Annotated in this window: 16 protein-coding genes; 15 read left to right on the forward strand and 1 reads right to left on the reverse strand. The window is 37.8% G+C overall.

The features are described 5' to 3' along the window. Positions 1-116 precede the first annotated feature (116 nt). The 14 genes from RGQ13_RS02710 (at position 117) to tldD (ending at position 21,620) form a co-directional block, all read left to right on the forward strand. Positions 117-584 carry a type II secretion system protein gene (locus RGQ13_RS02710; RefSeq protein WP_348392020.1) on the forward strand — a complete coding sequence of 156 codons (468 nt, stop codon included), beginning with the start codon at positions 117-119 and terminating at the stop codon, positions 582-584. Beyond that, positions 574-1,137: a prepilin-type N-terminal cleavage/methylation domain-containing protein gene (locus RGQ13_RS02715; protein WP_348392021.1), complete on the forward strand. Its 564-nt coding sequence runs from the start codon at positions 574-576 to the stop codon at positions 1,135-1,137. Before RGQ13_RS02710 ends, RGQ13_RS02715 begins: the two co-directional genes overlap by 11 nt. Beyond that, positions 1,134-1,934 (forward strand): type II secretion system protein, encoded by an 801-nt coding sequence (locus RGQ13_RS02720; RefSeq protein WP_348392022.1) that lies wholly within the window; start codon positions 1,134-1,136, stop codon positions 1,932-1,934. Before RGQ13_RS02715 ends, RGQ13_RS02720 begins: the two co-directional genes overlap by 4 nt. Continuing rightward, positions 1,924-2,346, forward strand: a complete 423-nt coding sequence (locus RGQ13_RS02725; protein ID WP_348392023.1) for an MSHA biogenesis protein MshP — start codon at positions 1,924-1,926, stop codon at positions 2,344-2,346. The genes RGQ13_RS02720 and RGQ13_RS02725 overlap by 11 nt, the downstream gene beginning before the upstream one ends. Next, positions 2,347-7,710 (forward strand): DUF6701 domain-containing protein, encoded by a 5,364-nt coding sequence (locus tag RGQ13_RS02730; protein WP_348392024.1) that lies wholly within the window; start codon positions 2,347-2,349, stop codon positions 7,708-7,710. It begins immediately after the preceding gene. A 152-nt stretch (positions 7,711-7,862) separates the two neighbouring features. Then, a complete protein-coding gene (locus RGQ13_RS02735) occupies positions 7,863-10,493 on the forward strand; it encodes a DUF6701 domain-containing protein (RefSeq protein ID WP_348392025.1) in 2,631 nt (876 codons plus the stop codon). A gap of 330 nt (positions 10,494-10,823) precedes the next feature. Then, positions 10,824-11,867 carry a rod shape-determining protein gene (locus RGQ13_RS02740; protein WP_348392026.1) on the forward strand — a complete coding sequence of 348 codons (1,044 nt, stop codon included), beginning with the start codon at positions 10,824-10,826 and terminating at the stop codon, positions 11,865-11,867. Between the two features lie 64 nt (positions 11,868-11,931). Next, complete coding sequence (gene mreC, locus RGQ13_RS02745; RefSeq protein WP_348392027.1) at positions 11,932-12,810, forward strand: rod shape-determining protein MreC; 879 nt, start codon at positions 11,932-11,934, stop codon at positions 12,808-12,810. Next, the gene (gene mreD, locus RGQ13_RS02750; protein WP_348392028.1) at positions 12,800-13,282 is read left to right on the forward strand and encodes a rod shape-determining protein MreD; all 483 of its coding nucleotides are present in this window, start codon (positions 12,800-12,802) and stop codon (positions 13,280-13,282) included. Before mreC ends, mreD begins: the two co-directional genes overlap by 11 nt. Before the next feature lies 1 nt (position 13,283). Further along, on the forward strand, positions 13,284-13,883 hold the full coding sequence (locus RGQ13_RS02755; protein ID WP_348392029.1) for a Maf family protein: 600 nt from the start codon (positions 13,284-13,286) through the stop codon (positions 13,881-13,883). Next, positions 13,880-15,343 carry a ribonuclease G gene (gene rng, locus RGQ13_RS02760; RefSeq protein WP_348392030.1) on the forward strand — a complete coding sequence of 488 codons (1,464 nt, stop codon included), beginning with the start codon at positions 13,880-13,882 and terminating at the stop codon, positions 15,341-15,343. Before RGQ13_RS02755 ends, rng begins: the two co-directional genes overlap by 4 nt. Then, on the forward strand, positions 15,343-19,338 hold the full coding sequence (locus RGQ13_RS02765) for a YhdP family protein (RefSeq protein ID WP_348392031.1): 3,996 nt from the start codon (positions 15,343-15,345) through the stop codon (positions 19,336-19,338). Before rng ends, RGQ13_RS02765 begins: the two co-directional genes overlap by 1 nt. Next, entirely contained in the window at positions 19,331-20,161 is an 831-nt protein-coding gene (locus RGQ13_RS02770; RefSeq protein ID WP_348392032.1) for a carbon-nitrogen hydrolase family protein, read from the forward strand. Before RGQ13_RS02765 ends, RGQ13_RS02770 begins: the two co-directional genes overlap by 8 nt. Positions 20,162-20,180: 19 nt before the next feature. After that, a complete protein-coding gene (gene tldD / locus RGQ13_RS02775) occupies positions 20,181-21,620 on the forward strand; it encodes a metalloprotease TldD (RefSeq protein WP_348392033.1) in 1,440 nt (479 codons plus the stop codon). Between the two features lie 65 nt (positions 21,621-21,685). Here tldD and yjgA read toward each other — a convergent pair whose 3' ends face one another. Next, entirely contained in the window at positions 21,686-22,204 is a 519-nt protein-coding gene (gene yjgA, locus RGQ13_RS02780; protein ID WP_348392034.1) for a ribosome biogenesis factor YjgA, read from the reverse strand. Between the two features lie 150 nt (positions 22,205-22,354). Here yjgA and pmbA point away from each other — a divergent pair, with 150 nt between their 5' ends. Next, positions 22,355-23,698, forward strand: coding sequence for a metalloprotease PmbA (pmbA, locus tag RGQ13_RS02785; protein ID WP_348392035.1), 1,344 nt, complete (start codon positions 22,355-22,357; stop codon positions 23,696-23,698). The last annotated feature ends 42 nt before the right edge of the window (positions 23,699-23,740 follow it).

The following is a 23,740-nucleotide window of genomic DNA, read 5'->3' on the forward strand; positions in this document are numbered from 1 at the left end:
CAATAAAAAAAGTTTATTCTTTGTTATGCTATATTATTAATAACACTATATTTTTTTATAAAACTTTAAACTTACTCTAGATAGTGATTGTTGTCGTAAACAGTTAAGGTTAATCATTGAAAACAAGTAAATCCTTTGGTAGTGGTTTTACCCTAATTGAATTGGTTGTAGTCATACTGATTATCAGTATTTTGGCTATCACTGTTGTACCTAAAATGATTGGCAGTAGTGGTTTTGATTCGTTTGTTTATCGCGACCAGATGATTTCAAGTTTACGGTTAATACAGCAACAAAGCATGCAACAAACCGATAGTAACTCATGCCATCAAATTGTAATTATGAATGATGGTTATGGCGCGTCATCAAACTGCTCTACGAATACATTAATTCCCAATTGGCAAGATAAAAACACTGGTTTTGCGATCCCTATTGACTCATCGGTGAGGTTATCTGGGCCAAGTACATTAACATTTGATTCTTGGGGGAAAGTTGCTGAGTGTAGTACTGGCTGTACTATAGTACTAACCAGTGATGATAGCGCTTTATTATGTATTGAAAGCCAGGGATATATTCATGGTTGTTAATTTTAAATCATATAAATTTCAGCAGGGCTTCACTCTAATTGAACTTGTGCTTGGTATGACAGTGATAGTGGTCGTCATTGGTTTTATGATGGCAGCCATGCTACCCAAAGAAAAAGAAAGTGCCGATCAAATTCATCTGATCAGAGCCGCAGAACTTGGGCAGTCATTAATGAATGAAATTACCTCGAAAGCATTTGATCAAAATTCAGATCTCAGCGGCGGGTTATTACGTTGTAACGAAACTGGTTTTCAAGCTTGCACAACCTCTGCAAACTTAGGCAGTGAAGGTGAAACCAGAACTTTTTATAATGATGTTGATGACTTTAATGGTCTATCTAGTATTGAAGATGCTCTTGGCTCTGATATATCTGAACTTTATAATAATTTTAGCATTTTTGTCAGTGTAAACTATGACAATAATTATGACGGCATAACTGATATTTATGACGGGACTATTGATAATTCTCAACTCACAAAACGAATAACAATTACCGTAACAACACCTTTAGGTACACCAATTACCTTTGCCGTTTTTAAGGCTAACTTTGAATGAATAAGCCCATGTCTAAAAATAGAAATCTAGGTTTTACTCTTATCGAGTTGGTCTTGGTTATTGCCATTCTAAGCATCATATCTGTTGGCTTTATTGGTTTTATCAACATTGGCTCAAATGTATATCAAAACGTATCTAATCGTGATGCGCTTATATCGGATGCTCGTTTTTCTGTCGAAAGACTGAACCGAGAGTTACGTAATGCCTTGCCAAATTCAATTAGAATTATTGATGACGGAAGCACTCAATGCCTTGAGTTTGTGCCAATAATGGCAAGTAGTATTTATTTGAATATTCCGGTATTTCCAGATACAGCACGAGATACTTTAGATATTATTAAGGCAAGCGTAGATTACCAAACCAATACAAGTGACAGGGTGGTTGTATATCCGATTGATGCCAATGATGCATATGATCCTGCAACCAGTAACAAATCTGTAGATCTACAGAGTGTTGATAAAAGCGCCGGTAATCGTTGGGTGATTACGGTTGAAAGTGATATTAGCTTTGCCGCCGACTCCCCCAATGAGCGACTGTTTATTGTGTCAGAGCCTGTTAGCTATTGTGCAACTGGAAATAGTTTACATCGCCATGACAATTATGGTTTTAATGTTAACCAGGCGATTTTAGTCGGTGGTGTTTTAATGGCAGAAAATATTAATGTGAGTGATGGATTCCCATTTACGTTTGATCCTAAACTGCAAAGTGATGCGATTGTACAAGTTGATTTAAGATTCACTCGCAATAACGAAACGGTGTTCTTCAGTAATGGGGTACATATAACGAATGTGCCATAAAAAATCATTACGAAGTAAACAACGAGGTGCTAGTTTGATTATGGCGGTGTTTATGATCGTGATATTTAGCTTATTTGCAGCGGTATTAGTTAGAATGATAGGAAGTTCCAGCGAGAATATTTCCTATGAAGTTATAGGGACTCGCGCTTACGCTGCTGCCGATACTGGTAATCAGTGGGCTTTGCAGCAACTTTTTCAATTAAATACCTCAACCTCTAGTTGTGTTGATGTAACCACACCACCAGATATTTCCGCGGTTAATGGCTTAATTGGTTGTCGAGTTGCCAATCTACAATGCGATTCATTTGTTGAGTCAGGTGTAACTTACTTTACTTTAACTTCTACAGGCGTTTGTGATTCAGGCGATGTTTCAACAAGTCGTACCTTACAAGTTGATGCAAGGACTTTGTAAATGATGACTTGGTTTAACAATATCAGCAGGACATGTTTATTAAATTGCTTGCTGTTGCTTTATGTTTTGCTTACTCCATTTTCTTTTGCAGGTGAGCAACCTGACGAACCAATAAGTTGTGAAGCAATATTTCCTGGTCCAAACCCCTTCGGCGGCGATGGCACTATAGAAACACCCAACAGTTGTAATGGCGGTAACTGTAACTTTAATGATTACGAACCAGTTCCAGACCTTGAGGCTCCGGAAAATCCAGACTTTAGTGGTAATGTTTTTAATTTAGACACGGTTACAGATCATGTTTATGTGTATCAAACTTGGGACGAAATAGAGAACTATGACTTGTCATTTAGCGGGGAAGGTACAGCAGTAATTTATCTTACCGGCGACGTGTCAGTAATAAATAAAAATTCTCGGATAAATGTTAATGGTGACCCTGCCAACTTACTAATAGTGATGTTAGGCAATGAACTTAAGATAGAAGTTGATAGTAAAGTTACTGCTTTTATCTATTCGGAGGGTTTAGTTACTGTTGAAGAAAGGGCAGAATTTAATGGTGCTATTTCTGGGCCAGGTGAAATCGTCATTAAAAAAGGCAGTACATACAATTATGACCTTGATGATCTAGAAGACTTTGACCCTCATGGTTTTTGTGAAGGTGAACCAAGCGATGGAGATATCCTCCACCATTTTGAAATTATTCATGATGGTTTGGGGTCAAATTGTGCAGCAGAATTAGTCACAGTTAAAGCCTGTGCAGATCTTGCTTGTGAGCAGACGTATCAACAGCAGGTAAATGTTGATTTACAAGTTAATGGTATTAATAAATCGTCGTTGTCATTCTCTGGCGGCACTATTCTAACTAAGTTCAGTTTTGGTGATGTTGGTGTAGCATCGTTGGCAGTAAATAATTCTTCGGTAATTCCAGAGCAAGATACTGTTTGTAGCAACGGTTCATGTGATATTAGTTTTACTGATTCAGACTGTTTAAGTTGTGAGCAAGGTTGGGAAGATGGAGCGACAAGTTTTGGCTCAGATAATAAGGCAATTGAGTTTAAGAAAAATACCCAAATCATCAATAATCCAGACAATATTCTAGCGTCTACTACCGTATGGACCAACCCTGGTTCTGACCAATTAAGTTGTGAAGACTCACATTGTACAGCTTCAGGTAGCCCGGTATTTTATCCTGAATTGGGTGATTTTTTACTGAGCGAAGGTGAACAAAATCATAACATAAATGCCAACACCACATTAGGCGATGATGGTATAAATCATTTCAATGATATTACGGTCAGAGATGGCATAAACCTCACCTTTAGCAATACTTACTCAGAATACCGTATTAAAAAACTTAAATTAGAAGAAAGTGTAACGTTAGAATTGTCACCAGGGGATTATTGGATAGAATCTTTAGATACCAAAGATGGAGATTATTTAACCATTAATACGGTTGGCGAAGGGGCTGTTAGATTATTTTTAACCGGCCACATTGATTTTAGAAAGTTTAATAAAATAAATATCCAAGGTAAGCCCGAAGATTTTTGGTTGGTTTCATATAATAAATTACATATTAAAGAAGATGCAGAAATAAACGCAGTAATCTTTGCCGAAGAAGACTTTCATATTAAAGCTCGGGCTCGCTTAACCGGTTCTATCAGTGCCCAAAAGGTGCTGATAGAAGAAGAGTCAACGGTAATTTATGGCTGTGATTATGTACCTCCGGTTGAACTCCCTCTCGATATATGTACCGATTATATGGTGGACGGTATCACCACACATGCCGCTGATGGTGAAATTACGTTCTCTAACTTTTCCAGAGTAATCGAAAATCCAGACTCAGTTTTGGCAAGTTTTATTGTTAATAACCCTGATGTTATTGGCACCAACACCTGTGACACAGAACCTTGTACGGCTAGTGGTATTCCGACCGGTCTGTTTGATTTAGGCAGCTTCGAAAGCACAACAAGTACCGAAACCATTCAAATTAACGGTACTGGTCAAATTGGTGATGCGGGTATCAACGAATTTGCTAGTGTACTGATCAAAAGTGACGCTAACGCTACCTTTACCAGTAATTTTAATAGTTACAAAATTAACGAGTTGATTGTTGAGGATGGTGCCACTGTTACTCTTAGTTCCGGGGATTATTGGGTTGAAACGTTAACGTTGGGTAATGACATTACATTTGAAGTAAATGGTACCGTTAAACTCTTTATTAATAATGACGTACTATTTCCTTATGGGCTGGCAATGAATAATTTAGGCATTGCTGAAGAGTTGCTTATCTACGCCTATAGTTATATCAATATTGAAGAGCCACCAATATTTAGTCCTGAAAAAAATGTTGAAATAGATGCGCTCATATTTGCTCATGGCGATGTTCTACTTGGCCGATTTAGTGAAATTACCGGGGCAGTATCCGGACAAAATGTTATTGCTGCTATCGGTTCACTTGTTACCTATCAATGTGAAATAGGCATTGATCCACCGATTGACCCACCAGATCTACAATGTGCTGCACCATTTGTTGATGGCGCCACCAGTTTTAGTGATAAAAATGAAGATAATAAACCCAACATCAAGTTTGGTAACAACGCCGTTATTATTAATAACCCGGATACTATATTAGAAAGTACTACGGTTAACTCTAGTGATAATGATCAATCCTGTGAAGACCCAAATTTTGATCCTAACCTTACTGCACAATGTACTGCTAGTGGCAATGCTATTACTGCCTTAGATTTGGAAGAATTTTTAATTTCAGACTCATCTGAAGATATAGATAAAGACGACTATAGCAATAAGTATTTGCTGATTGGGCCTGAGCAAACTGAATTTGATAAAGTTGATGTAGATTCTGGTGACACATTAGAATTTGCAATATCCGACAAAGAATATCGCATTGCCGAATTAGATGTTGAAGAAGATGCAACGGTGATTTTTGCTCCCGGTGATTACTGGATTAAAGATCTCGAAACCAAAAATGCCGATGGTTTAGTTTTTACTACCAGTGAGCCGGGAGTGGTGAGACTGTTTGTTGATGGTCATGTTGATATCCGCAACAATAGTAAAATCAATATGAGTGGCGAAGCCCCTGGCGACTTTTTAATTATTGCTTACGATAAATTCCACATTAAGCAGAATGTTGAGGTCACTGGGCTAGTGTATGCAGTAAAAGAGTTTCATATTGAAAATGGCAGCACGTTATATGGAGCTGTATCTTCTGCGAAAGTAGATTTAAAAGATAACTCAACAATAGAGTTCGCCTGTGTTAGTGAAGAGCCTGTCGAGCAATTTTTTGAAATTATTCACGATGGTACAGGGTTAACCTGTGAACATGAAACAATTACTATAAGAGCTTGTACTGACGTTAATTGTACCGCTACAGATACCTCAGTAAATACTCAGGTGAGCCTAGTGGTAAACAATGAACTGCCGATAGTGGTTGATATAAATAATGGCATAAATACTAATGTGTCTTTTACTCATGTCGATGCAAGTACGGTTGCTGAACTATCTTTGTTAGAGAATTACACCTGTACGAACCTTGCAAACTCTTCACTTACATTTCCACTTTCCTGCCAACTAGAGTTTGCTGACGCCGGTTTTATCCTTGAGGCAACCGACAATCAATCTTGCAACAGTCAACAATTTACCTTAAAAGCGGTGAAAACCGATGAACAAACCCATCAGTGCATTGGTGCTTTGCAAGGGGAGAAATTGATTAATTTTAAGTTTTCTCACATTCTGCCTGACTCTGGAGATGTTGTACCTAGCATTAACGGGGTGGATTTGCGCAGTAACCAGGACAGTGCAATTGCACTTGATTTTAATGCCAATAGTGAGGCTGAAATTGACAGCTTGCTATATAACGATGCGGGTAGGATCTCATTATCGGTAAACTTTACCGAAACTGTTGGCGACTTCGAAGAGTTATACCTTGAAGGCGGAAAAAATATTTTACTCTATCCGGCTCAGCTCTCTGCCAGATTAAATAAATTAGACGCGGACAACACACCGATCGATGGTAACACCATAGAAAAAGCCGGCGTTATATTTGAAGTTGAGTTAAGTGCGCAATGTGCTGATGGGACGACTATCACCGAGAACTATCAGCCTGAAGACAATGATAGGATTGAGTTTAATGCTATCAAAACGGCACCAATCAGCGATACTTTAGGTGCAGATGGTTTATTGAACATAGATGGTGCCAGTATTGTGGTAGCAACTATTGCTTCTAATTGGCAAGGTGCGAATATTGCACCAACAAGTTTTGTTGATGGCGGTTACCAAAATAGTAATAGCAGTTACTCTGAAGTTGGGCTGTTTAGTTTGCAAGTTCGTGATCATAACTATGGTGGCTATACCATTGAAAGTACTGTTAATAATGTTGGTCGCTTTACTCCACACCATTTTCAGCAAACCGTAGAAAATAATGGTGAACTGGCGATGATGTGCGGTGATTCCAGTTATACAGGTGAGTTGAACTCTACCGTTTCAACCGTTGGTGCAATAAGTTATGGTCAGCATCCTGTTCTTAAAATAACCCCGTATAATGCTTTTGGTAGTGTCACTCAGAATTACATCAACGAATTTATGATGTTGGACCAACCCGGTGCTGATATTGATCGAGAATTCCCATTAACTGATTTAAATCAGCTTGGTGCAGAAGACTTATTGCTTACTACCCTGCCACATAAAATGGACGGTGAAATTGAGGCCAGCACAACTGATTCAGGTATTGTATTTTATCATTTCAGCCAAGCGGATGGTTTTTATTACGTACGAGATGAAAATTCTTTAATTGTGCCATTTGATGCGGAATTAGAATTTAACATCATTAGTGTTAATGATAGCGATGGTATTAGTAGCCAATATTTAGATGAAGACAATCAACTCATTAATGATGTTGAGAGCTTTGTCACCTCAGGGGTAGAAATAAAATTTGGTCGTTGGCGAGTAGAAGATACCTTCGGCTCTGAAATGGCTAATTTAGATCAACCCATGCACATTGAATATTATGACGGCAGTCAATTTGTTACAAATGAACAAGATATATGCACAACATTCAGTGACGATTTGATGACTCTTGTTAATATTGGTGATTTAGAACCAGCATTAACCGAAGTTATTCACTCTGATCCCACAAACAATACTTTCGAACAAGGTTATACAAATTTGCTTGAATTAAAAGCACCTGAAAGCATTGGACAAGTGGGGGTTACCTATGATGTTCCTTCTTGGTTTAAATATGATTGGTCAGGCATTATGTCTCTTGATCAAAACCCAAGTGCGGTTGCAACTTTTGGGGTGTTTGATAATACTGGCGATAGAGTTATCGGTGAAAAAGAAATAGATAAATAGTCGAATGAGCTGATCAACAGTTTGAATGATCAATGAAGCGGTGGTTGGCGAGAATAATTTATCTTACCCTTACTCAAATGTGTAATTGATGTTATAAAAACATATTAACAATAACAATGATCGTTTTTATCAAGATCACACAAGGCTAGCATTTGTTTTTTTATTCGATTAAGCAAACCAATATTTTTCAGTTCTTGCTAATTTTAATTTTTATGGCATTCGCTTTTCAGGCGGGAACAGCTGTCGCCGATGATTCCCCTTTTGATGATCAAATTGTCCTCAATGAAATTTACGAACATCAACACAACGGCTTTGTTGAGATCAAAGTTAAACAATCAGCTTTATTTGCAACACCGTTAAACTTGTATGTTGAGATATGTTCAGGGCCAACCAATAAAACTAGCTTTGGTTGTAGTGCCCAAATGGCGATTCTCAATGACGAAATCTACCCAACCATAGATGTCATAGGAAGCAATGCCTCGTTCTTAAATACTAAAGATGGTTTTGTTATCACTTTATACGACAGTAATCATCTCGTAGTAGATAGAATAATTGCTAATGGTTATAGTTATGTTGGCATGCCCGTTTATAGTGCAACAAGTCAAATCAGCACAAAAAATGGCAGTAAAGTTATTCGTCGGCTACCCGATGGCAGCAAAGATATTGGTAGTGGAATAGATGTCGATGTCGATGTCATTTCATCGAATTCTTCCGGAGAACGTACGAGAGGTTCTAGTAATGATGGTGAAGTGGCAACATATTACAAACTATTATTTAATCCGCAAAACATTACTTGTGAATCTTTAAATGTTGAAGTACGAGCTTGTGTAGGTGTTAACGATTGCAGTAGTCTTCCCCCAATAGACGTCAATGCCGTTTTGCAGGTACAAACCAGTTCAGGTAATACCTTTGACGTTACAATAGATGGTAGTGGAATTGGTAATGCACAAGTATTTCACAACTCGGTAGAGACGGTATCTTTAAGCCTGGTTAATGAAGCGTATGAATGCGATCCTGCTGATTGCAATGTTGAGTTTGTGCAATCAATATTAAAGTTAACTCCGGTAAATGAACCTAACAATTTAAATACTGCTTGTGGTCTGGTCCGTAATTTTACTTTACAGGCATTGCAAGCCGATGAATCGAATCAATGTATCAGCCAGTTTGTTGATAGTACTAAAGCATTAACGATTACCTCTTCGCTACCTAATTTACTTTTTAATGGTGCAGACATCGACCAATCACCTATAGATGTTGATTTTAATGGCAGTGGTGATGCCATTGTCACTATTGCCTATAATGATGCCGGTCAACATGATACTAATTTTTCTATTACTGAAACTTTACCTGGAGCCGGGGAATTAGTCATTTCTGGTAGTGCCCAGTTAGGCTTTTATCCTGATTATTTTGATATTACTGGTCTTCATTCAGATAATAGTGTCATAACGGATACCTCACCAGAGGTGGCAGGCAACGATTTTAACTTTAATATAGAAGCAATGTGTACTAATGACACCACCGCGACAAATTATCAAGCATCTACGGATACCGTTACTATGACATTAACGCAAGGTGTGGATGACCTTGTTTTAGGAAAATTCAGTTTGCCATCAGCAACTAACCCAACAGTAATTACAGATAGTAATCCCCAGGAAGTTTATACACCATTTATTGATGGCAAATACAGTAATACGCAAGCTCAGTATCTAGAAGTAGGGCAAATTAGTATCAAGGTTGAAGACAATTACCTTGGTCAAGATATTAGTACTAGTAAAATACTAAGTCGTTTTATTCCCGATCACTTCGAACTCGCGGTTGAACAAACTGGCTCGCTAGAGTCGGCAAGCTGTGACGCATTTACCTATACTGGCAAGCTGTTCAATAGTGCTGGTGATATTACTTACGATGAGTTACCACAAATAAAAATAAGCCCATTTAGCAAGGTAAGTGGGGGGAGCAAAAGTATTACCCAAAATTACCTATTAAAGAATCAAACCAGTAATTATTCCATTAGTACATCGGCATCGAATCAGCATACATTGGGCAGAAATGGTATGTTTTTGCAATTGGACAACCAAATTAATATCAGTACTAATTTCAGCCTAGATAATGCTAACCCAGGCGTGAACTATTATCGGTTTAATCCTGCCGATCATTTTAATTTTGTTCGTACACAAGATAGCATGATCAATACTTTTGCCGTTCACATCGAACTATTAGTAAGTAGTTTTACTGATGACGACTTAGTGGATTTTTCTCAATGTGGTGCCAGTGAAGTAAGTTGTACATGTACTTCAGGAACTTGCCAATTAACATTTGATTTAAGCGGGTTGGATAACAGTTTCGCTCGTTGGAAAATACTAGATACCTTTGGGCCTGAAACGGAAAATCTTGGTCAAATAATGAAAGTTCAGCATTATACTGAAAGCGCGTCTGGCGTTGCTGACTGGTTAATTAATGATAGTGATAGTTGCACCGAATTTTTGGATAGTAGTTTAACCGTGGTTGATATTAATGACTTAGACGTTAATTTAACCTCGGTATTAAATAGTGATGCAAGTGTGGTGACTTTCATTAATGGTGCAGTTCGAACATTATTATTATCAGCGCCAGGAGAGACCGGTAAAGTTGGCTTGAATTATGACGTGCCGAATTGGTTTAAGTATGACTGGCTGCAAAATGGTGCGCTAGATCAAAACCCATCGGCAATTGCTACCTTTGGTCGTTTTAATAAAGTATCTAAACGAGTGATTAGTCAACGGGAAATCGAAAGGAAAAATTAATTCAATTTGCGTTGTATATAGGCTAATCAACCAACTAAAGCTCAGAAAAGTAGAAAAAATGTAAGCTAAAAGCAGAATTTTCATCGCTTTATTTACAAAAGAAAGCTTTAAAATAAAAAAGTGCATTTTTTGTCTTGTTTTTAACAATTATCTAGTACATTTTTTTGTCTACTGGGTTATGATATCTTCACTAATAGATAACTGAAGTTTTTACTAGGGCACAGTGGTTAATTCAACTAATAAAGCTGAAGAAATAGTGACTAAATAACGCTGATTTCACACTCTGTAAAAATAAAAAAAGCAACACCAAGCAATAGGATCTTTCTCTCAATGTTCAAATTTTTACGTGGTATGTTCTCTAACGATTTATCAATCGACTTAGGAACAGCTAACACCCTCATTTATGTAAAAGATCAAGGTATCGTACTTGATGAACCTTCAGTTGTAGCAATTCGTCAGGATCGAGCTGGTGGCAATAAAAGCGTAGCTGCAGTAGGTACGGCGGCCAAACAAATGCTTGGCCGTACCCCCGGTAATATTGAAGCCATTCGTCCGATGAAAGATGGTGTTATTGCTAATTTCTACGTAACAGAAAAAATGTTACAACATTTTATCAAACAAATTCATTCTAATAATTTTTTACGTCCAAGCCCACGCGTATTAGTTTGTGTTCCTTGTGGTTCAACGCAAGTTGAGCGTAGAGCAATTAAAGAATCAGCAGAAGGTGCTGGTGCTCGTGATGTTCACCTTATTGATGAGCCTATGGCGGCGGCTATTGGTGCAGACTTACCTGTATCTGCGGCAACAGGTTCAATGGTTGTTGATATAGGTGGTGGTACAACTGAAGTTGGTATTATCTCGTTAAATGGCTTGGTTTACTCTTCATCAGTACGTATCGGTGGTGACAAGTTTGATGATGCAATAATCAACTACGTACGTCGTAACTTTGGTAGTTTAATTGGTGAGGCAACGGCTGAACGTATTAAACAAGAAATCGGCAGTGCATATCCAGGTGAGTCATTAGTTGAAATTGAAGTTCGTGGTCGTAATCTTGCTGAAGGTGTACCTAGAAGCTTTACTTTAAATAGCAATGAAATTTTAGAAGCATTACAAGAACCGCTCTCAGGCATTGTTAGTGCGATTATGGTTGCACTTGAACAAGCGCCGCCAGAGTTAGCATCTGATATTTCAGAGCGCGGTATGGTATTAACTGGTGGTGGTGCATTACTAAAAGATTTAGATCGTTTGTTAGCAGAAGAAACTGGTATCCCGGTAATCGTTGCTGATGATCCACTTACTTGTGTTGCTCGTGGGGGCGGTAAAGCTCTAGAGATGATTGACATGCACGGCGGCGATTTATTTGCTTACGAATAAGAATGTCTGAGCAGTTTTTAAATAACTTAAACAACAGGCAGCATAAGCTGCCTTTGCGGTTTTTATGACTCCTATTTTTTTGGAAGGATATTCCAGTCATCGGCGCATTTTGTTCGCACTCGCATTGTCTTGCGTGTTCATCTATTTCGATCATAAATTAGCAAGTTTTGAAGTTGCTAGAGGTCACTTACAATCTCTTGTTAGCCCATTGCAATATTTAGCCAATACACCGAAAAAAGTAATGGATTATGCTTCTGAAAATATAGTTTCACGCAAGCAATTAATGGTTGATAATGAGCGCTTGAAAATGAAAGAATTGCTGTTGAATGAAAAGTTATTACAACTTGATATTCTACAGCAAGAAAATGACCGGTTACGCAAATTACTTGATTCCCCACTACGAAGCGACTATAAAAAAATAGTTGCTGAGATCCTAGCCGTTGATAGTGACCCTTACTCACAACAAGTAGTCATTAATCGCGGACTATCAGATGGTATATACGAAGGCCAGCCGGTGATTGATGAAACTGGCGTTGTTGGTCAAATTCTTCATGTTGGTGTGAGTAACTCGCGAGTGTTATTAATGACCGATATTACTCATGCAATCCCGTTGAGAGTGCACCGTAATGGTATAAGGGTGATTGCTAAAGGCACTGGTAGTGTGAGCCAAATGGAAGTAAATCATATTCCAAGCTCAACCGATATTAGGGTTGGCGACTTATTAGTGACTTCTGGATTAGGTGGCAAATTTCCTGAAGGTTACCCTGTGGCTGAGGTTTCTTATGTGTCGGAAAATCCAAATAAAGAATTTGCGCGAATAAAAATATCACCATTAGTTGAAATGAATCGGTTACGTTATTTATTGTTAATTTGGCCTAATCAACAAGACAGTAATCTGCAGTCATCACCTCTTGAAAATAAGGGGACAAGTAATGAAGGCTAGAAGCAATAACTTTGTGATATTTGTCACCATTATTATTTCTTTAATGTTGACCATTATGCCAATGCCTATTGGCGCAGATGCATTTAGACCTAACTGGGCTTTATTAGTAATTGCATACTGGAGCCTGGCCTTACCAAATCGGGTGAATGTGATATTTGCCTGGCTAGTTGGTTTTATTATTGATGTATTACTTGGCTCTGTACTCGGTATTAATGCCTTTGCAACGGCATTAGTTGTTTATGTGATCGTTAATAATTTTCAAAAAATTCGTAACTTTTCTCTTTGGCAACAGTCGCTTATTATCGGTTTGTTAACCGCCTTATATCACTTAATTATTTTTTGGATTCAAAGGTTTATTTTAGATGTCGATTTTTCTATTAGCTATTTAAAACCTGTTATTACTACTGCGGTTATTTGGCCAGTGGTGTTTTTATTATTAAGAAAGGTTCGCCGTCAATTGCAGGTCCGTTAAAATGTTATATTTAGCTTCTCAATCACCACGTAGACAAGAGTTACTTCACCAAATTGCTGAACAATTTGAGCTAGTTTCGACTAACATAAATGAAATAGTTAACCCCAGTGAAACTGCGAAGCAGTTTGTGCAGCGAATGGCTATTGAGAAAGCGCAAGCCGGTTTGAAAAATGTTGTAACAATTAATTCAAATGATTGGGTGCTTGGCTCAGATACAATTGTAGTTATCAACAATAACATATTAGGTAAGCCTAAAAGCTTTGAAGACTGTCATAAAATGTTGTTGGCTTTATCAAATAAAAAGCATCAAGTAATGACCGCAGTTGCGGTTATAAATAACGACACTGTATTCTCAGAACTGGTTATTACCGATGTTATCTTTAGAGCAATTAGTGATGATGAAATTCAGCGTTACTGGCAGTCTGGTGAACCACAAGATAAAGCTGGAAGTTATGGTATTCAAGGGCTTGCTGGGAAATTCGTAAAACGAATCGAAGGCAGCTATTCTTCAGTAGTCGGTTTGCCTTTATATGAAACCGAGCAGCTTTTGTTAACTGCAAAGGCTCATTCGAAAAAATTAACTAGCGAAGGTGCTAAATGAGCGGTGAATTATTAATTAACGTTACTCCCAGTGAAACTCGTGTTGCGTTAATCGAAAATGGTACGCTACAAGAAGTTCATGTCGAACGAAATTTAAAACGTGGCATAGTTGGTAATATTTACTTAGGTAAGGTCATTCGAGTTTTACCTGGCATGCAAGCCGCCTTTGTTGATATTGGCTTGGAAAAAGCTGCGTTTTTACACGCTTCAGATATTCGCACAAAATTAATCACTAGCAATGATACTAATGAACATGAGGTTCCTGATATTCGAACCTTAGTTCATGAAGGTCAACATATTATGGTGCAAGTTGTTAAAGAGCCATTAGGGACTAAAGGGGCTCGTTTAACGACTGACTTAACTATTGCTTCGCGGTATTTAGTTATGATGCCCAACTCTAATCATGCAGGTGTTTCACAACGTATTGAAGATGAAAAAGAACGTACTCGCTTAAAGCAAATAGTGACACCATATTGCGACGAGCAAAGCGGTTTTATTGTTAGAACTGTTGCCGAGGGGGCTGGAGAAGAAGAGTTAGCCCATGACGCTGAATTTTTACGACGAGTGTGGAAAAAGGTTGTCGAGCGTAAACAACGTAAACAAACAGATCAGGCCTTATACCAAGATATATACTTAGCATGCCGCATTATTCGTGACTTTGTCGGTAGTGGGCTTGAGCGAATTAGAGTGGATTCGCGTTTATCCTTTGATGAACTTATTGAGTTTACTGAAGAATTTGTACCTGAAATTAAGCCTATAATTGAATACTACCCAGGCGAACGACCAATCTTTGATTTATTTGATGTGGAAAATGAAATTCAAAGAGCGTTAAAGCGCAAGGTTGAGCTTAAGTCGGGTGGAACTTTAATTATTGATCAAACAGAGGCAATGACCACCGTTGATATAAATACCGGCGCTTTTGTTGGTCACCGTAATTTAGAAGAAACAATATTTAATACTAATATTGAAGCCACCCAAGCAATTGCTCGTCAGTTAAGACTTAGGAACCTTGGTGGTATTATTATCGTTGATTTTATCGACATGTCTAACAGCGAACATAAAAAAAGAGTATTACATTCTTTAGATGTTGCTATGGCTAAAGATAAGGTGAAATACAGTATTAGTAATTTTTCAGCGTTAGGTTTAGTTGAAATGACTCGTAAACGTACTCGAGAATCACTTGAGCATATTCTTTGTGGAGAATGTCCTGTATGTGATGGTCGTGGTAATTTAAAAACGGTTGAAACCGTGTGTTTTGAAATCTTGCGTGAGATAGTCCGAGTGAATCGTGCCTATGATGCGGATAAGTTTATTGTTTATGCTTCACCTAAAGTAAGCGAGTCTTTGAATGATGATGAGTTGCATCACCTAGCGGAGTTAGAAGTATTTATTGGCAAACATATTAAAGTTCAAACAGAAACTATGTATAACCAAGAGCAGTTTGACGTGGTGATGATGTAGTGAAAAAAACGTTATGGGCATATTTAAATACTTGGCTAAATCGCCTCTATAAAACACTGGCTGTATTATTAGTGTTAATGGCGGTGTTACTTACCTCTGCCCGAATATTTTTGCCACATGCGCACACCTTTAAAAATAATCTTGAGGACTATATTAATAGTGCCTATCAAGGTGAAATTGAGATTGGAGAGCTTTCTGCTGGTTGGCATAAATTCGGCCCTACATTAGTGGTAAAACAGGTAATTCTATCAGATTCAGAAGCGCTGAAAGTTGAAATTGAAGAAATAGACATTGGTTTAGATTTTTGGGGGACATTAAAAGCTCAACAAATAAAAGCTAATAACTTTACTCTCGTTGGTGCCAATATAAAAATCGATCAAACAGTTATTATTGATGCTGGAACAAAACAAGGAACTTCTGAAGAGGCAGATATTGATGCATTTTCTGACCTGATACTTAATCAATTTAAACGTTTTTCAGTTCGCGATAGCAAAATTTTAATTAAGACTTTACGCCGAGAGCGCACCATTTTATTGAATAAACTGGCTTGGCACAACGATGGCAATAAACACAAAGGTATTGGCAAGTTAGAAATTGAAGGGTTTTCAAGTAACAGCGCCAAGTTACTTATTGATTTACAGGGTGACAAAAGAGAAAACCTTAAAGGGCAAATTTACATTGAAGGAAATAATATTAACCTTGCCCCTTGGTTTGATAAACACTTAAAAGATAAAGCAGATCAATTTAGTACTGAAATTAATTTTCATTCTTGGATAAACGTGGCTGGTGGGTACTTTACTGATCTTCACATTAATTTGGGCGAAAATACTTTTTCCTGGGATAGCTTTGAGCAACAGCATGTGCTTAAAATTCCTCAGGGTAATGTAAGTATCTACAGAGATGGTCAATCTTCTAATTTCAGTATGCAAACCAGTAACATTGAAGTTTTATTTAACGAAACTCCATGGACTGAATTTCAATTACAAGCGACAAGTACCCCAACGGAATCTTTGACTAACATATCTACAGTTTCGTTAGATAATTTATGGCAATTATTTCCTGTTATTAAAGATAATTTCCCAGATTTTGAAAAATATTCAAGCCTGCAACTAAGTGGTGATTTAGCGAATATTCAAATCCGCACTTCTGCTGAAAAACTACAATTAGTTTTGAACCTTGCTGATGTTGGTTGGAATGCTGCTAATGGTATTCCCGGTATCGAACAGATATCAGGGCAACTGTTATTTGATAATGATCAAGTTCAACTTGATATTACCTCACAAAATGATGACATTGATTTTGATGGAGGGTTCTCTAGACCGATCCCATTTAATGAATTAAAGGCAACGATAAAGGCCAATTGGAATGAGCGCTTTTGGAAATTGGCCGTCAGTGACATTTTCTTGTCCTCTGATGAACTTACGGTAAACGGCAATGTTCAATATTTACAGGAAGTTGATCAAAGTGGTGTGCTTAGCCTTTATGCGTATGCTGAGCAAGGCGATGCCAGTAAAGCTCAGTATTACTTACCGTTACCGATAATGAGTGAAAGCTTAGTCGATTATTTAACTGCGGCAATCTTTCATGGCGATGTTAAACAAGCGGGCGTGTTATTTAATGGTCCTGTCGCCACATTCCCATTTACAGATAATAGTGGGATTTTCATTGTTGATGCAGATATCGAGCAGGCTAAGTATCAATTTGAACAATCATGGCCAGCTATTGAAAAAGCTCATTTAAACCTAAACTTTACCAATGACTCGATGTTGATCACTGCCTATGATGGTGATTTGATGGGGATACAAACTAAAGACTTAATGGTTGGCATTGAGTCCTTAAGTGGTGAATCAATCTTAACTGTCCGTAGCCAAGTAGATACTGAAGTTAACAATGTAACAGAATTGATGGTGGCAAGCCCATTGGAACACAGTGTTGGTGAAACCTTGAGGCTTATAAATCCGCAAGGTGCAGTGACAGGAACCTTCTCGTTAGATTTGCCTTTAGCCGATACAGACAAGGTTGTTGCCAAAGGTACAATTGATTTTGCTAATAATGAGGTGTTATTACAAGCTCCTGAAATGAACTTTACTCAAGTGAATGGCCAGTTAAGTTTTAATAATGAGTTGATTAACACGAAAGATATCACCCTTAACTGGCGTGGTTTACCTATAAGTTTAGCTGTCGATGGGCGGATTGAAGATGACTTTTATCAAGTTGATATTGATTTACTGGCTAACTGGCAAAAGCAAAGTTACGATCCACAGATACCTGAAAACTTACAATCCTATGTTAATGGCGAATTAGAGTGGCAAGGTAAATTATCACTATTTATTCCTGAAAATGGTGAACTTAGTTACGACTTACATTTAGATTCTAATTTACAAAATGCTAAATTGTCTTTACCTGAGCCTTATTTTAAACCGGCTCAAAAGGAGGCTCAATTAACAGCTTCGGCAAAAGGCAATGCTAATCAATCGACCATTGAAGCGACGTTAGATGATAATTTACGTTTTTATGGTGAATTGGATCATCAAAAAGTAGCCTTCATGCGAACACAGTTGGTGTTAGGTAAAGAGAAAATATTATTACCGACAGACGGTTTTCACATTACTACAGACCTAGATACTATTGCTTATGGGCCATGGCACGAATTTATTTTTGATATTATAAACTCTATACCTGACAGTTCGAGTTCAGACAATAGTTCGCTGAACAATGAAGAAAAGCTGGCTTTTTTACAAGCACCAGAACGAATTAGAGGTAATGTTAAAAATATTGACTTTTTCGGCCAGAGTTTAACCGATGTAGATTTTAATTTATTACATAAAGAGCAGTGGTGGTTACTACAATTAAATGCTGAACAAGCACGCAGTAGAATGAAGTTCTACCATGATTTTAAGCGTGAAGGTTTAGAAATTGATGCGGACTTTATTCATTTAACCGATGCGGCCGATGCAAGCGAAGAAAATGATGAAAAGTCGAATGAGTCATCACTAACACCCGCGGATATTCCTAAAATTAAATTTAATTGTGATAGTTGTAAATATCAACAATTTGATTTTGGTAAAGTTTTGTTTGATGTGGAAAATACTAGTCCTTCATTAGTGACTTTAAGGGCCTTTTCAGCAAAACGTAAAAATGCAGAAGTTACTTTTACTGGTTCTTGGCAAAAAGATGCTAAGCAAGACAAAACTTCTATTTCAGGTATGTTGAATTTTGAAGATGTTGAAAAAGAAATCAAAAGATTTGATATGGAATCCGGTATTAAAGACAGTGGTTTAAAAAGTAGCGTCGACATTGATTGGCAAGGCGGGCCACATCAATTTAATTTAGCCAGCCTGAATGGTAAATATAAATTCACATTTGATGATGGCTATTTAGCCGATGTTAGTGACAAAGGTGCTAGGCTATTATCAATATTTAGTTTCCAGTCATTGGTTCGAAAGCTTACCTTAGATTTTAGAGATATATTTTCAAAAGGTATGTTTTACGACGATATTAAGGGCACTATCCATTTAGAAAATGGCGTCGCTTATACCGACAATACTAAAATGAACGGCGCAGCTGGTAACCTTAAAGTTAAGGGCAACACCAATTTAGTGAATAATCAGCTAGATTATAAAATGTCGTTTGCGCCGAAAGTAACCTCAAGCTTGCCAATTATTGTCGGCTGGTTGGTTAATCCGTTAATGGGCGCGGCGATTATGGTAGCTGATGAAGCTATTCAAAAAGCGGAAGTGATTTCGGTGATCAATTTTGAGCTGACAGGTACGGTAGATGAGCCAATCTTCAAAGAAGTTGACCGAAAAAGTCGTGATGTAAGTGTTGGAAAAAGTAAACCGGATCAACCTCAACCCGATAAAGCTAAGCCTGAACAAGCAAGTTTAGAGCCTAAAATCCCTGAAAATGAATCTCAGCCTAATGATCTTGAAAAAAAATCAGAGCTTGATAAAAAAGCTGTGTCTGAGAAAAAATTAGGTGATGGAAATGGCTAGGCTTACAGCAATACAGTTACAGTCTGTCCCCGATATCATTGAAAATTTAGCTTGTATAGAAACTATTCTTTCAACATTGCCTGAATCTGCTGAGCACTTAGTTGTATTACCAGAAGCGTGTTTATATTTTGGTGGAAAAGATGCGCAGCAAATTGAGTTTGCCGAGCCATTAGGCAATGGTTTTATGCAGAAAAAATTAGCGCTGTTAGCAGTGCAATATAATGTTTATTTGCTTGCTGGAACCATTCCTATTTCATCTAAGCAGGATGATAAATTTACAGCCAGTAGCTTGTTATTTTCACCTGAAGGCAAGCTACTTAATGATTACCAAAAAATTCATTTATTTGATGTCGATGTTGCTGATAACGAGAAAAGTTATCGTGAATCAACGCTAACTCAAGCAGGTGAGAAGTTATCTATTACTACTTTACCTAGTTTTAATGTTGGTATGACAGTATGTTATGACTTACGTTTTCCGGAATTATTTCGAGCTCTTACCAAGCAAGGTGCCGATGTTATTTGTGTACCAAGTGCATTTACAAAGGTGACAGGTAAAGCTCATTGGCAGGCATTATTACAAGCAAGAGCAATTGAAAACCAAGTTTACATTATTGCTGCAGACCAAGAAGGCGAACATTTAAATGGCCGTCAAACCTATGGTCATTCAATGATCATTAACCCTTGGGGGGAAATAATGACCATGAAGGCAGAAGGTGTCGGTTATGTAAGTAGTAATTTCGACCGAGAACTCATCAGTAAAATAAGAGCAGATATTCCAGTTGCTCGTCATAATAAATTTTCAGTTAAACTGAACCTAACATAGAAACAACACGGACTTTAAAATGAATCTTGTTGAACAAGAACTACTACATTCTAGCCAACTTGGCCAAGAAGAATTAAGCAAAACATTAAATCACATTTGTGCTCGAGATGTAGATTATGCCGATTTATACTTTCAATCATCCAGCCATGAATCATGGATGCTTGAAGATGGTATTGTTAAGGAAGGCTCATATAATATTGAACGTGGTGTTGGCGTAAGGGCTATTAGTGGTGAAAAAACTGGTTTTGCTTATTCTGATGACATCAATAGCAATGCGTTATTAAAAGCGGCTTCAGCTGCTCGTGGAATTGTGCAAGCAAATAAAAACCAAACAGTTAAAGTATTTACAACACAACCGACAACTTCGCTTTATAGTGAAGTTGATCCATTATCGACATTAACACAAGAGCAAAAAATAAACCTTTTACATGAGGTTGAAGCAATTGCACGAGCACAAGACAGTCGTGTTCAGCAAGTGATAGTGAGTTTGTCAGGTGTTTACGAAAAAGTGCTAGTTGCGGCAAGTGATGGTACTTATGCGACAGATATTCGTCCATTGGTACGATTAAACTGTTCAGTTCTTGTTGAAGCTAATGGTAATCGAGAACGAGGCAATTCCGGTGGTGGGGCTCGTACTGGTTACAGTTATTTCTTTGAAGTGGAAGGTACTAAACCTCGCTACCATGCTTATGCTGAAGAAGCTGTTAGACAAGCTTTGGTTAACTTGGTTGCCATAGATGCACCTGCAGGAATGTTGCCAGTAGTTTTAGGTGCTGGTTGGCCAGGTGTCTTACTACATGAAGCTGTAGGTCATGGCTTAGAAGGCGACTTTAATCGTAAAGGCTCTTCTGCATTTTCTGGTAAAGTGGGTCAAAAAGTTGCATCTGAACATTGTACAATTGTTGATGATGGTACTATTGCAGATCGCCGAGGTTCGGTTGCTATTGATGATGAAGGTACACCAGGACAATATAATGTACTAATTGAAAATGGTATTTTGAAAGGCTACATGCAAGATAAGCATAATGCTCACCTCATGGGAGTTAAGCCTACTGGTAATGGCCGCAGAGAGTCATACGCACATTTGCCATTACCCCGTATGACGAATACCTACATGCTTGCTGGTGAGCATTCACCAGAAGACATTATTAAATCAGTTAAAAAAGGCATTTATGCTCCCAACTTTGCCGGTGGCCAAGTTGATATCACCTCTGGAAAATTTGTATTTACCACTGCCGAAGCTTATTTAATTGAAAATGGTGAAATAACCTCACCAGTTAAAGGCGCAACGTTAATTGGAAGTGGTCCAGAAGCAATGCAGCAGGTAAGCATGGTTGGTAATGATTTAGCGCTAGACAGTGGTGTTGGTGTATGTGGCAAGGATGGCCAAAGTATTCCTGTAGGTGTTGGTCAACCAACCTTGAAAGTCGATGAAATGACGATTGGTGGTACGCAGTAGGTTTTAAATTAGAGGGTCAGAGTCAGGTTATTTTAGAATAACCTGACTCTGACCCTCTGTTTTTTCTAGAGGGCAATATTCTCTTTCAAATATTTAAATAATTCTTTAAAGCTTTTACCTGGCTTTTCTAGTTTTACTTCTTTTGCCGATTGTCGTACTAATTGACGCATTCGTTGACGTTCGAAACCTTCATGTTCATCTAATAATTCATCTATTCTACTATCACCTTGGGCAATTAATTGATCGCGAATTACTTCAAGTTTTGAATTGTTGATGTGTTCTATAGCGTGTTTATTATTCAACTTATCAAGTTCACCTTGAATTGCTTCATAATCACTTTCGAATAACTGTTTAGCTATAAATTGTACGTTGCGATGATAGGCGTCGTGCTTACCTTTGATTTTATCCGCGATGATCAAGGCTGCTTGAATTTCTTCATTAAGCGTTAACTTAGCTCGTTGCATACGATTGAGTTTACAAATTTGCTCACCAAGCTTTTGCATGTCTTTCATGTCATTCTTGATTTCAGTCTTGCTGACAATGAGGATGCTCTCATCAATAAATTTTTTACCGCGCTTTTTCATAAAATCGTCATAGTTAAAATAAATAATGTCTTAATTATACAACATAACGTTAAGTTAATTAATATCTGTATGTTATGCTTATTAAAATAAATTATTTATCACTAATGGCCAATTATACTAGGCAATTAGTTCTTACTGTTGATACCCTAAATGCAAAATATCGAATCTATAAATACCTCAATTTCTCAAGTTAAAAACAAAGTTGCTCAAGTTCTCGAACTAGCTAAAACTTTAGGTGCAGATAATGCAGAAGTATCAATCAGTAAGCAAGAAGGTCTAAGTGTTTCTACTCGTTTAGGGGAAGTAGATACTGTTGAATTTACCAACGATGGTGCGCTAGGAATTACTGTTTATAAAGAAGGTCGTAAAGGCTCTGCTTCTACTGCTGATTTGTCTGAATCAGCATTGCAACAATCAGTTCAAGCGGCAATCAATATTGCTAAGTACACTTCTGTGGATCCTTGTTCAGGGCTTGCTGATAAAGAGTTACTTGAATTTAACCCTCAAAATTTAGACCTATATCACCCACAAAGTTTAACCACTGAACAAGCAATTGAGATTGCCACTGAAGCTGAAATTACAGCTATGAATAGTGATAAAAAAATTACAAATTCAGATGGAGCTAACTTTGCTAGCTTCGAAGGTTTTAAGGTTTATGGTAATAGCCATGGCCAAATAGTGGGTTATCCAAGTACGCGCCACAGCTTGAGTTGTATGATGATAGCTACAGATGGCGATGATATGCAGCGTGATTACAGTTACACTGTCAGTCGTGAATTTGATAAATTGCAATCTGCCAAGGCTGTTGGCTTAGAGTCTGCACAAGCAGCCGTAGCAAGACTTAATAGCCATAAGCTTAATACCCAAAAAACACCAGTGATGTTTAGGGCCGATGTAGCCAATAGTATATTTGGTCATTTTATTGCTGCAATTAGTGGTGGTAATTTATATCGAAATTCTTCATTTTTATTAGATGCTATTGGCGAACAAGTATTTTCATCGCACTTAAATATCTCAGAGCGTCCACATATTTTGCGTGGTTTAGCCAGTAGCAGCTTTGATGCTGAAGGTATAGCTACCCAAGACAGAGAGTTTATCGTCGACGGTGTTTTACAATCATATTTACTAACAAGCTATTCAGCACGTAAGTTAGGACTTACTTCAACAGGTAATGCTGGTGGCATTCATAACTGGATGGTATCTGCCAATAATGGCGACTTTGAAGCTATGTTAAAAACATTAGGCACCGGTTTATTAGTAACTGAGCTAATGGGGCAAGGGGTCAATGTGGTTAATGGCGATTATTCACGTGGCGCTGCTGGATTTTGGGTTGAAAATGGGCAAATACAATACCCAGTGTCTGAAATTACCATTGCTGGTAACTTAAAGGATATTTTTAAAGCCGTAGTTGCAACCGGAAGCGATTATGATTTACGGGGCAGCATAAAAACTGGCTCTGTAATTATTGAAGAGATGCAGGTTTCAGGGCAGTAATAAGGGGATTAGGAAATAGGGCCTAGGAATTAGGTAAGCGGC

This window comes from Thalassotalea psychrophila (genome assembly GCF_031583595.1).
Taxonomy (GTDB): Bacteria; Pseudomonadota; Gammaproteobacteria; order Enterobacterales; family Alteromonadaceae; genus Thalassotalea_A; species Thalassotalea_A psychrophila.